9 protein-coding genes are annotated in these 11,997 nt (G+C 68.4%); 1 reads left to right on the plus strand and 8 read right to left on the minus strand.

Annotated elements, in window-relative coordinates; translation table 11 throughout:
• Positions 1-101: 101 nt before the first annotated feature.
• Together ACR3IO_RS06060 and ACR3IO_RS06065 are read right to left on the minus strand one after the other, a co-directional pair.
• Positions 102-914 carry a hypothetical protein gene (locus ACR3IO_RS06060; RefSeq protein WP_434070273.1) on the minus strand — a complete coding sequence of 271 codons (813 nt, stop codon included), beginning with the start codon at positions 912-914 and terminating at the stop codon, positions 102-104.
• Between the two features lie 166 nt (positions 915-1,080).
• The gene (locus ACR3IO_RS06065) at positions 1,081-3,684 is read right to left on the minus strand and encodes an ATP-dependent Clp protease ATP-binding subunit (protein ID WP_434070274.1); all 2,604 of its coding nucleotides are present in this window, start codon (positions 3,682-3,684) and stop codon (positions 1,081-1,083) included.
• Between the two features lie 175 nt (positions 3,685-3,859).
• Here ACR3IO_RS06065 and ACR3IO_RS06070 point away from each other — a divergent pair, with 175 nt between their 5' ends.
• Positions 3,860-5,212 (plus strand): low temperature requirement protein A, encoded by a 1,353-nt coding sequence (locus ACR3IO_RS06070; RefSeq protein WP_434070275.1) that lies wholly within the window; start codon positions 3,860-3,862, stop codon positions 5,210-5,212.
• A 61-nt stretch (positions 5,213-5,273) separates the two neighbouring features.
• Here ACR3IO_RS06070 and ACR3IO_RS06075 read toward each other — a convergent pair whose 3' ends face one another.
• From ACR3IO_RS06075 to ACR3IO_RS06100, 6 genes are all read right to left on the minus strand, one after another.
• Entirely contained in the window at positions 5,274-6,212 is a 939-nt protein-coding gene (locus tag ACR3IO_RS06075) for a carbohydrate kinase family protein (RefSeq protein ID WP_434070276.1), read from the minus strand.
• Positions 6,209-7,720 carry a glycoside hydrolase family 32 protein gene (locus tag ACR3IO_RS06080; RefSeq protein WP_434070277.1) on the minus strand — a complete coding sequence of 504 codons (1,512 nt, stop codon included), beginning with the start codon at positions 7,718-7,720 and terminating at the stop codon, positions 6,209-6,211. Before ACR3IO_RS06080 ends, ACR3IO_RS06075 begins: the two co-directional genes overlap by 4 nt.
• Before the next feature lie 21 nt (positions 7,721-7,741).
• Positions 7,742-8,761, minus strand: a complete 1,020-nt coding sequence (locus tag ACR3IO_RS06085; RefSeq protein ID WP_434070278.1) for a LacI family DNA-binding transcriptional regulator — start codon at positions 8,759-8,761, stop codon at positions 7,742-7,744.
• Positions 8,758-9,699: a carbohydrate ABC transporter permease gene (locus tag ACR3IO_RS06090; RefSeq protein WP_434070279.1), complete on the minus strand. Its 942-nt coding sequence runs from the start codon at positions 9,697-9,699 to the stop codon at positions 8,758-8,760. The genes ACR3IO_RS06085 and ACR3IO_RS06090 overlap by 4 nt, the downstream gene beginning before the upstream one ends.
• Positions 9,696-10,577, minus strand: coding sequence for a carbohydrate ABC transporter permease (locus tag ACR3IO_RS06095; protein ID WP_434070571.1), 882 nt, complete (start codon positions 10,575-10,577; stop codon positions 9,696-9,698). The genes ACR3IO_RS06090 and ACR3IO_RS06095 overlap by 4 nt, the downstream gene beginning before the upstream one ends.
• A 70-nt stretch (positions 10,578-10,647) precedes the next feature.
• The gene (locus ACR3IO_RS06100; protein ID WP_434070280.1) at positions 10,648-11,994 is read right to left on the minus strand and encodes an ABC transporter substrate-binding protein; all 1,347 of its coding nucleotides are present in this window, start codon (positions 11,992-11,994) and stop codon (positions 10,648-10,650) included.
• Positions 11,995-11,997: the final 3 nt, after the last annotated feature.

Below are 11,997 nucleotides of genomic sequence, written 5' to 3' on the forward strand. Positions count from 1 at the left end.
CGCCCAGCCTCCCCCGGCCGCGGCATCCGCGCCTCAGTGGTGCCCCGGAACCGCCTGCGCGGCGCCGGTCTCGACGTGGCGCCCGCCGCACCGACGGGAGATCACTCTTCGGGAACGACCAGTTCCGTCGTCCACCCGCCGTCGATGAACCAATGCGACTGCCACTCGCTCGACGTGATCGCGGTGGCGACCCCGATCGTGTCTCCCTCGACGACGAGGTCGCCGGATTCGCTGCCCGCGCTCCACATGATTCCGATGTTCCAACGGCAGAAGCACGCCTGCTCGTCGCCGTCACCGGCCTTGCTGACCCGCAGCTCGAAGGCCTCCGGGTCATCGCTCGAGATCTGGTACGGAAGCCGGAGTTCGGGGTCGGTCGGTTCGAGCGTCGGTGGGTCGCTCCCGAAATCGGTGGTGAGCGACGTGACATCCATCTCGCCGCCGACCGGGAGGCACTCGTAGATGACGATGAGGTCCTCGCCTGGAGTGACGCGTTCGAAATCGACCAGGTCGATCGAGTGGATGACGACAGCTTCGTCTCCGGTCCCATGGAGCGTGAGCGAGATCAGCCGGGTCTCGGTCGGAAGCCCGCCGTGTTGAACGACCCATTCACCGTCGATCTCGGCGAGCTGTGGAGCGCGGTCTTCGATGGGGACGACGGGAACGTCCTCCAAGATCGACCTTGGAATGGCGTACTTGTCGCAGCCCGCCTCAGAATCGTCGACGTAGACCTCGACTGGTGCCGACTCGAACGGGCCGTCGAGGATCGGCGCCACGCGTGCGAAGAGCCACGTGCCGAGCGCACCGAGAAATGCCGCCACGACGATGCCACCGCCGACGACCCACCATCGCTTCTTCGTGCTGGACGTCGGTGTCGACTCCACCGTGACCGGTGCCGGATCCTCGTCAGTTCCCATCGCGCCCCCACGACCTCGAACGAAGGTGGCAACAGCGTACCGAGGAGCGGGAAGAGCGGCCATCCCGGCCCGGGTGCGATCTCGCGACGTGCCGAAGGCCCGGCCCTCTTGAGAGGACCGAGCCTTATGTCGGGGCGCTGCGCACCTCCGCCGGCGGATGCCGCGGCTAGGCCGCCAGTGGCACCGTCACGGTCGCCCGGGGAACGGGCACGATCACGAACTCGCCGTCCGCGGCATCCACCCGCACGCCCTCGCCGTCGCCGAGCGCGCCCGAGACGAAGAGGTCCGCGATGCGGTCGTCGACCTCGCGCTGGATCACCCGACGCAGCGGACGGGCACCGTACTCGGGCTCGTACCCGCGCTCGGCGAGCAGCGCGACCGCGGCATCCGTCACCTCGAACTCGACCTCGCGGGCCGCGAGGCGAGCGGAGGTCGCACCGAGCATGAGCCGCACGATCTGCGACAGCTCGTCAGCGCCGAGCTTCTGGAACAGCACGATCTCGTCGATGCGGTTCAGGAACTCGGGGCGCATGGCCTCGCGCACCTTGCCCATCACCCGGGCGCGCACGTCGGCAGCCGACGAGAATCCGGATGCATCGGAGCCGGCGACGAACCCGAGCGCACCCGAGCGCGACGCGAGGAACTCCGAACCGAGGTTCGAGGTCATCACGATCACCGTGTTGCGGAAGTCGACCGTGCGGCCCTGGCCGTCGGTCAGGCGTCCGTCGTCGAGCACCTGCAGCAGCAGGTTGAACACGTCGGGGTGCGCCTTCTCGATCTCGTCGAACAGCACGATCGAGTACGGGTTGCGCCGTACGCGCTCGGTGAGCTGCCCGGCCTCGTCGTAGCCGACGTATCCGGGAGGGGCACCGACGAGGCGCGACACCGTGTGCCGCTCGCCGAACTCGCTCATGTCGAAGCGGATGATCGCACCCTCATCGTCGAACAAACGGTCGGCCAGCGCACGCGCCAGCTCCGTCTTGCCGACGCCCGTCGGGCCGAGGAACAGGAACGATCCGACCGGTCGACGCGAGTCGCCCATGCCGGTGCGGCTGCGACGCACGGCCTTCGCGACCGCGGTGACCGCGTCGTCCTGGCCGATGACGCGCGCGTGCAGCTCGCCCTCGAGGTCACCGAGGCGCTCGCGCTCGGTCTCGGTGAGGCGGTTCACCGGAATGCCGGTGGCCCGCGAGATCACCGCGGCGATCTCGGGCTCGTCGATGATCGTCGAGCGGTCGGCGCCGTCGGAGCTGAGGCCAGCGGATGCCGTGACGCGGCCCTTCTCGGTCGCCTCGTCGAGCTTGGCCTGCACCTTCGAGATCTCGTCGCGGATGCGCGAGGCCTCCTCGTAGTGCTCGGCGCTCACGGCGGCGTTCTTGTCGGCCTCGAGGTCGGCGAGGCGCGCGATGAGCGCGGAGACATCCGTCTTCATGCCGAGCTTGAGGCGCAGCCGCGCCCCGGCCTGGTCGATGAGGTCGATGGCCTTGTCGGGCAGCACGCGATCGGTGAGGTACCTGGCCGAGAGCTCGACGGACGCCCGCAGCGCGGCATCCGTGTACTCGACGCCGTGGTGCTCCTCGTATGCCGAGCGCAGGCCCTGCAAGATGAGCACCGCGTCTTCGATGGAGGGCTCGCCGACGCGAACCGGCTGGAACCGGCGCTCGAGGGCGGGGTCCTTCTCGATGGTGCGGTACTCCTTGAGCGTGGTCGCGCCCACGAGGTGCAGGTCGCCGCGCGCGAGGCGGGGCTTCAGGATGTTGCCGGCGTCGGTACCGCCGTCGCCCGAGCCGCCCGCACCGACGACCGTGTGGATCTCATCGATGAAGATGATGAGCTCGCCCTTGTGCGCGGCGATCTCCTCCATGGTCTTGGTGAGGCGCTCCTCGAAGTCGCCCCGGTAGCGGGTGCCGGCGAGCATGCCGGGCAGGTCGAGCGAGATCACTCGCTTCTCGAGCAGGGCCTCGGGCACCGACTCCTCGACGATCGCGCGGGCCAGGCCCTCGACGATCGCCGTCTTGCCGACGCCGGCCTCGCCGATCAGCACGGGGTTGTTCTTCGTGCGGCGGCTGAGGATCTCGATGGTCTGCTCGATCTCGTCGACCCGCCCGATCACGGGGTCGAGCTCGCCGTTCTCGGCGAGGGCCGTGAGGTCGGTGCCGAACTTGTCGAGCATCGGGGTCGCGGATGCCTCGGAGCCGGCGCCGTTCGCACCGTACTGCTCGTCGTCGCCCTCGAACCCGGCCTCGACCGTCTCGCGCATGCCCTGCGTCAGCGCCTCGGCGGTGACGCCGGCGCGCGCCAGCACCTGGCCGGCGGGAGCGTCCTGCCCCAGCACGAGCGCGAAGAAGAGGTGCTCGGGGTCGATGTAGGTCGAGCCGGCCGAGCGCGCCACCTGGTAGCTGTGGAACAGCGCCCGGGAAGCGCTCGGCGTGATCGTGGCCGCGTTGATGTCGGCGACGTCGGATGCCGCGGGCAGGCGCGCCTCGGTCGCGGTGATGAGCCGCTCGGGGGCGACGCCGATACGGGCGACGGCCTGCTTCACGCTGTCGTCCTCGACGATCACGCGCAGGATGTGCAGGGCGTCGAGCTCGGTCTGGCCGCGCTCGAGCGCGAAGCGTCCTGCCTTCTGCAGGATGCCTTGCGTGCGGGCGGTCAGGAACCGGCTGAGGTCGATCGACCGAGCCTGGCGAGCCTGCTCACCCGCGAGATACCGGCTCAGAAACTCGTCGAACGAGCTCGCACCGGCTTCGGGGTTGAAGTCTTCGGGCACCAATCCTCCTGGAACTTGAGTGGCGTACGCTCAAGTTCAACGCGGAGGGGGCGCGGGTATTCCCGACGCGTCTGAGCCCGTCCGGGCCGGTGTCGGTGTGGCCGTTGCGACAAGGCGGGCCGGAATCCGGATCCGCTCTCGACCTCGCACCGCGCCCAGGCGCATCATTGCCAGCATGACGACGCTCAGCCTCTCGGACCGGCTCAAGCTCGACCTCAGACATAGGTTGCGGCCGATGTCGGGCCGCAACCCGGACGACCCTCATCGCACCGTCACCCCGCTCGAGCTGCTCTACGACCTCACGTACGTCATCGCCTTCGCCGCCGCAGCAGACGAGCTCGCCCATGCGCTCTTCATCGGCGAGGTCGGAGCCGGCGTAGGCGCGTACCTCTTCGCCATCTTCGGGGTGTCGTGGGCGTGGCTGAACTTCACGTGGTTCTCGTCGGCCTACGACAACGACGATGCGCTGGTGCGTGTGGCGGTCGTCGTGCAGATGGTCGGGGTCGTGATCTTCATCTTCGGCCTGCCGGTCAGCTTCGAGGATGCCGCGCATGGAGCGAGTCCGAACAACATGCTGCTCGTCGCGGGCTACATCGTCATGCGGGTGCCGCTGATCGCGCTGTGGTTGCGCGCAGCACACGAGGATCCGGCACGTCGCCGGACATCCATTGCCTATGCAATCGTGATCGCGACCGCGCAGATCGGCTGGCTGCTCACGACCATCCCGGGGATTCCGACGGGTGCCGTCATCACGGCCCTCGTCGCACTGGCCACCGCCGAACTCATCGCACCGGTGGTCATCGAGCGCCGATACGGGCGCTCGCCCTGGAACGCCGGCCACATCGCCGAGCGGTTCGGCCTGCTCACGCTGATCACCCTCGGCGAGGTCATCGCAGGTACGGTCGCGGCGGTCGGCGCCCTGGTCGGTGAACAGGGATGGTCGGTCGCGGCCGCCGCGATCGTCGCGGCGGGACTCGTGATCGCCGCTGGGCTTTGGTGGGCGTACTACCTCATCCCGTCGAGGACCATCCTCCTGCGATGGCCGGAACGAACCTGGGGTTGGCGCTACGTGCACCTCCCCTTGTTTGGAGCCATCGCCGCAGTCGGCGCCGGCCTGCACGTCGCCGCCGAGGGCGTCGAGCACCAGGAGCTCAGCCTGCTGCAGATCACGCTCGCTCTCGCGGTGCCAGTGGCCTGCGTGATCATCCTCGTATTCCTGATCTGGAGCGTGCTCATGCGCTCAATGGACTTCACCCACGTGCCGCTCTTCCTCTGCAACCTCGTGCCGCTCGTCGCCGCGATCATCATCGCCGCCGTCGTGGATGCGGAGGCGCCGATCGACCTCGAGCCAGGTGGCGACCTCACCGCCCTCGTCACGGTGATCGGGCTGGTCTCGCTCTCCTGCGTCATCGAGGTCGTCGGCCACGAGCTGGTCGGTTACTCGCACACGCTTCGCGCCGCGAAACGGCACCTGCTCGAGCCCGAGATCGACGAGAGGCGGGCGCACGGGAGCTCGTTCGACCCCTGATCTCCAACGAGCCGTTCCGAGACCGGTGGGCGATCGGACGAGGAGCCTCGCTGCACCCCGGTCAGCAGCGGGCGTCGTTGTCCATCATCAGTTCCTCGAGCGTCGGCGGGTCGGCGCCTGGCCGGGACACGGTAACCGCAGCGGCGAGCGCGCTCCGGCGGAGGAGCGCGGTCAGACGTTCCGACCCCATCGACTTGAGTGCGGTCCTGGAGTCGGCGCCGAACGCGCCCTCACCGAGAAGTCCATCGATGAGACCGGCCATGAAGGTGTCACCAGCGCCGACGGTATCGACCACGTCAACTTTCACCGCAGGCACCCGGGCCTCGAGGCTCGGCGTGACGGCGAGGCAGCCTCCCGAGCCAACGGTTACCACCACGAGCACCGGGCCCGAGCGCGACCAGCGTCGCGCGACGTCAGCGATCTCTTCCCCAGGGTGGAGCCACGCGACGTCCTCGTCGCTTGCCTTGATCACGTCGGCTCGCTCGATGAGCGACAGCACCTGACCTCGCACGGAGTCGCGGTCGCCGATGAGGCTCGGCCGGATGTTCGGATCGTAGGTGATGAGTGCTCGACCACAGTGCCGGTCGAGGAGTTCGGCGACGGCGGTCGCACCCGGTTCGAGGGTCGCGGCGATCGATCCGATGTGCAGCGCATCCGCCAGTTCGATGCCATCGGCCGTGATCTGCCAGTCGAGGGCGAACTCGTAGGTTGCTGCGCCTTGGGCGTCGAGGCGGGCCAGCGCCGTCGAGGTTCGGACAGCGGACTCACCCTGCACCGTGACGTCCGAAGCCGCCAGCCATTCGCGTACTGCTTGGCCGTGAGGGTCGTCACCTACCGAGGTCCGCAAGCGTGGGCTGCAGCCCAAGCGGCCGAGCGCCAAGGCGACATTGGCCGGGCTACCGCCAGGCGACTCGTCGATCGATCCGTCGGCGCGGTGCACGATGTCGATGAGGGCTTCGCCGACGACGAGCACGTCGGGCTTCGATGCGGGCGCGGTCATCGGTTCGCACCATCCAACTCGAGCGCTCGACGGCCGACTTCGGGCGAGTGTACGTCGGCCACAGTCACAGCAACCGGGCCGGGCCGCTCGATGGTGAGCGTCGACGAGACGGGGCCCACGCCGAGCACGACGAGGTTCGAGACTGTCGCCTCGCCGTCGTTGGCGAAGACCTCCAGCAGCGGGCCGTCAAGGCTCACGAGCAGGCGCAGCGGACGGTCGCCCTCGCCCGGCAGCGCGACGGTACTCGTCGACGGGAAGTCGGGATGCACGGCCTCCATCGCTGCGCCGCTCCGCGTGACGCTGAGCTCGTTCGACGACGGTTCGTGCGACAGCTCGACGAGCGCATCGGCGTCGCCGCGCAACTGCAGCCGCAGCGTTCCCGTCGACGCGGGATCCCACTCCAGCTCGACCAGCGAGTGCCCGCTCAACGTGAAGTCGGCCAGCCGGCTCGCGCCGGAGACGGTCGAAGGCACAGCACCCGCAAGCAACTCCCCCACGAACCCCACCGGCTGCTGCACGAGGCGAACCGTTCCCGCAACCGTGCGCAGCGACATCCGCCGTGGCAGTGACATCGCTCCTCGCCAGGGCGACGACGGGAAGGCGCCGGCGTAGCGCCAGTTGCTCATCCAGCCGAGCATGACGGCCTCGCCGTCGGGCGCGCTGTCGAAGGTGACGCCCGCGTAGAAGTCGCGGCCGTGGTCGAGACGCGTGAGCTCGGAGGCATCCGGAGTGAAGCTCACCCCGTCGAAGGCCCCGATGATGTAGCTCATCGACGAGCCAGCGGCGTCAGGGTCGTCGCCGACGGGGTTCGTGCTGAGCAGCAACACCCAGCGGGTGTCATCGGGGTCGCCGTCGACCGCGAGGGGCACGAGGTCGGGGCACTCCCAGACGACGCCCGTGTCGCCGAGCGGGCCGAACGAGCTCAGGAACTGCCACGAGCGCAGGTCGCTCGACGAGTAGAACAGCACCTGGCGGTCGTCCGCCTCGACGGTGAGCATGACGTAGCGGGTCGTGCCGTCGTCGTCGGTGAAGCGGATGACCTTCGGGTCGCGGAACGCGCTCGTGCCGCGGTCGAGCACCGGGTTCTGCGAGTCGGGCTCCCACGTGTAGCCGCCATCGCGGCTAATCGCCCGCGACTGCGCCTGGTGGTCGTCGTCGTAGGCGCTCGTGTAGAACGCGGTGAGCAGGGTCTCGTCGTCGGCCGAGTCAGCACCGGCCGAGGCAGAGCCGGCGGCGGAGGCCACCGGCGTCGCAACAACCGACCCCGAGAAGATCTGCTCCCCGTCGCGATACCGCAGCGCCACCTCGTGCTCGGTCCAGTGCCGCAGGTCGGCACTCGTGGCGTGGCCCCAGCTCATGTTGCCCCAGTCGGCGCCCTCGGGGTTGTACTGGAAATAGAGGTGCCAGAGGCCGCGGTCGTAGACCAGCCCGTTGGGGTCGTTCATCCAGTTGCGCTGCGGCGTGAAGTGGAATCGGGGTCGCGGCACGTGGCCGTTCGTGGCTCGCACGTCATCTCTCCTGGAAAACCGTCAGATCGAGTGCCGGCGAATCGGCGGGCAGGCGATCAGCTGCGGGCCGGATTCGGGGGCGGGCTCGAGGCCGAGCAGCAGCCGCACACCCGCGGCGCCGAGCTCGTAGTGCGGCAGCGCGACCGTCGAGAGCGTCGGGCGCAGGTGCGCCGCGATGACGTCTTGGTTGTCGAAGCCCATGACCGCGACATCCTCGGGAATGCGCAGGCCGTGCTCGCGCAGCCCGTCGTAGAGGCCCATCGCCACGCGGTCGTTGTGGCAGAACACGGCCGTCGCCTTCGATTCGAGAATCGCGGATGTCGCGGCGTAGCCGCCCTCCTGCTCGGGTGCCGCGGGGAACACGAGCGACTCGTCGAAGTCGACCCCGGCCGCCTCGAGCGCCGAGCGGTAGCCCGCGAGACGCCCGGTCTGGGCGGGCGACGGCGTGGTCGTGTTGATGAACGCGATGCGGCGATGGCCGGCGGCGAGCAGCTCCTCGGTCGCGGTGCGACCGCCCTGCTCCTCATCGGGCACGACGGCGGGCAGCACGTTGCCCGCGGCGAAGCAGTCGACGAGCACGGTGTCGGTCTGGTGCAGCGCCTCGGGCACCTGGATCTCGCGGTGGAACCAGGTCGAGTAGAGGATGCCGTGCACCTGGTGCTCGAGCATCATCGCGATGGCCTCGTTCTCGGCCGCCTCATTGCCGTCGGTGTTGGCGACGAGCAGCACGTAGCCGTGCTTCCACGCTTCGTCTTGCGCACCGTGGATGATCTGGCCGGCGAACGGGGTCGTGGCGATCGCATCGGCGACGAGGCCGATGAAGCGCGAGGTGCCCTGCGAGAGCGTCTTCGCGAGCGCGTTCGGCCGGTAGCCGAGCTCGATGACGGCCTCGTGCACCCGGCGCCGGGCATCTTCACCGATGCGCACGCCCGCCTTGTCGTTCACGACGTGCGAGACCGTCGCCACCGAGACGCCCGCGACCTTCGCGACATCCCGCATCGTGACGGATGACCCGTTCCTGCCGTGTTCCGAGGTGCTCATCCCTTGGTTGCTCCACTCTCGAGACCGTTGATCATCGCCTTGTTCAAGACGAGGAAGACCAGGAGCAGCGGCGTCACCGTCACGCAGACGGCGGCGAACGTCGCTGTCCAGTCGGTGTTGCCCATCGCTCCGATGTAGTTCTGCAGGCCGAGCGGGATCGTCTTGAGCCCGTCGGACAGCACGAAGGTGTTCGCGAAGATGAAGTCGTTCCAGATGAAGATGCTGTTCACGAGCACCACCGTGATGATCGTATTGGCCGACAGCGGGAACGTGATCTGGCCGAAGATGCGGTACGGGCCCGCGCCGTCGATCGACGCCGCCTCGTACATCTCGCGCGGGATGTACTCGTAGAACGACGAGAACAGGTAGATCGACATCGGCAGCGCGAACGCCGCGAGCGGGATGATCATCGACATGTGCGTGTCGAGCAGCCCGATCTGCGAGTAGTCGATGAACAGCGGCACGAGCGCGATCTGCACCGGCACGATGATGCCGAGCAGGAAGAGCGCCTTCACCAGCCCGCTGAACCGGAAGCCCAACACCTCCAGCGCGTACGCGGCCATCATGCCCGCGATGACGATGAACACGCTCGCGCCGAGCGTGACGATGAGGCTGTTGAGGATGTTCAGCCAGAGGTTGCCCGTCGCGAACGCCCGGGTGTAGTTGTCGAGCGTCCACTCCGATGGCAGGGCGAACGCGTTGCCGCCGGCGAAGTCCGCGGCCGTGCGGAAGCTCGTGAGGAACAGCCACACGAGCGGGTACACCTGCACGAGCACGATGAGCACGATCGTCACCGTCAAGATGGTGCGCTGCACTCGCAGCCTGGGCGAGATCGAGCGGATGCGGCGCCCTGCAGGCCTGGCCGGGCGCGGCGGTTGCGGCTGCCGCGGTTCGGACTGGGTGGGCGACGCGGCCGGCGTGAGCACGGGGGCGGTCATGAGTCATCCCTTCGGCGAAGGAGCAGGAAGATGAGGCCGACGGCGATGAGGCACTCGACCACGATGAAGACGGAGATCGCGCTGGCGTAGCCGTAGTCGGTGTGCACGAACGCGGTCTTGTACATGTAGGTCGTGAGCAGCTCGGAGGACTGACCCGGCCCGCCGTTGGTGAGCAGGTACGGGATGTCGAAGCCGCGCAGGGCGAACGTCGTCGCCATGATCGTGGTCGTGATCCACACCGGGCGGATGTACGGGAAGCGGATGCGCCAGAACACCTGCCACCACGACGCGCCGTCGAGTCGAGCAGCCTCCTCGAGCTCCTTGGGAACGGCGATGAGGGCCGCGTAGATGATGAGCATGTAGAGGCCGGTGAAGCGCCAGCCTTCGGGGATGGACACGGCGGCGAGCACGGTGTCCACGTCGGAGAGCCACGCGTTCTGCAGGTTCTCCAACCCGACCCACGCGAGGATCTGGTTCAGCAGGCCGACCGGCTCGAGCGAGTAGATGCGCTGGAACAGGAACGCGATCGCGACCGTCGAGATGATCGCCGGCAGCAGGTAGACCGTCTTCACGAGCTCGCGTGCCCGCGGGAGGGCCGTGAGCAGGCCGGCGACGATCAGCGCACCGCCGAGCTGGAGCACGAGGCAGATCGCGAGATAGCCGAGCGCGTTGCCGAACGCGGTCCAGAAGACGTCGTCCCGGGTGAGCATCTTCGCGTAGTTGTCGAAGCCGACGAAGACCATGTCGGTGATGCCATCCCAGCGGAACACGCTGAGGAACAGCGACTGCACGATGGGCAGCAGCACGGCCACGCCGTAGAGCACCAGCGGCGGAACGAGGAACACCAGCACCGACAGCTTCGAGCGACGCGGCAGCATCGACGTCGACATCGGGCGGCGCCGCCGGGGCGGGCGCGGCTTCGCCGCACCCACCCCGACTGTTGCAGTCTCAGCCATTGACGTTCTCCGCGAGGGTGGCATCCATCGTCTCGATGAACTCGTCGGGCGTGATGTCGCCCTGCACCAGGAGGGTGAGCTCCTGCTGGAGGCGTGTGTTCGTCGCCGGGTCGAGCTGCGTGTCCCACGGCATCGCGATCTTCGGGCCGACATCGTTCGCCTGCTCGACGGCGCGGGAGTACAGGTCGGTCGCGTTGTCGGGGATCGTGGTCTCGACGTTCGTCGTCGGCGAGAGCGCGCCGGTGGCCGCGTAGACCTCGGGGTAGCGATCGAGCGCGAACGCGAGGAAGTCGCGCACGAGCGGGTCGTAGGTCTGCGCGTTCACGGCCATGCCGATGCCCGACGGCGTCACGTACTCATTGTCGTTCGTGACCGCGCCGTCGATCGTCGGCAGCGTGAAGTAGTCGACGTCGTCGCGCACGGCCGGGTCGAGCGCATCGGTCGCGAGGTTGCCGAGCTCCCACGTGCCGATGTTGTAGACGGCGGCCTTGCCCGAGGTGAAGAGCGCCTGGGCGTCGGCGTAGCCCGTCGACGAGAAGCCCTCCTGGAAGCATCCGGCCTGTCCGAGCTCGTACAGCCACTCGGCGGCAGCCTTGCCTGCGGGGTCGGCGAACGAGGCGTCGCCGTTCTTCAGGTCCTGCACGTACTCGGGGCCGGCCAACCGGAACGGGTAGTAGGCCATGTACCGCTCGAGCGGCCACTGGTCCTGCCCGTCGAGGGCGATGGGCGTGATGCCCTTCTCGCGGAGCGCCTCGCACATGGCCGGGAAGTCATCGAGGGTCGCCGGCACGTCGACGCCCGCGTCTTCGAGCAGCGCCTTGTTGTACCAGAAGAACTCCAGCTGGAACTCGAACGGCACCATGTAGAGCGATCCGTCGTCGAAGCGCTGGTAGTTCAGCGCGGCCTCGCGGTACTCCTCGGAGAGCCCCAGGTCGTCGAGCAGCAGGTCGACGTCGACCATCTGCCCCTGACCCGCGAGCTTCTGCGCGAAGGGCGTGGCATCCGTATCGAAGAGCTCGGGCAGCTTCTTCGCGGCCGCGAGCGTCTCGTACTTCTGGACGTAGGAGGGGCGGTCGGGCGTCGTGATGAGGTTGAGCGAGAAGCCGGGGTGCTCCTCGGCGTACTCGTCGGCGATCTGCTCCATCGCCGTGATCACGCCGCCGTCGGCCGGTCGCGAGAGCAGCCACGAGATCTCGCGGGGCACGATCTCGCCCTTCGGGTCGACATCGGTGGGGTCGGCACTGCTCGCTCCGCCCGCGCAGCCCGTCAACACGAGGGCTGCGGCGGCTGCGGTCGCGGCAGTGGCGAGGAACGCTCGTCTGCGCTTCGTGGTGGTCATGGT

The organism is Agromyces sp. Marseille-Q5079, from assembly GCF_051016555.1.
In the GTDB taxonomy this organism is placed as follows: domain Bacteria; phylum Actinomycetota; class Actinomycetes; order Actinomycetales; family Microbacteriaceae; genus Agromyces.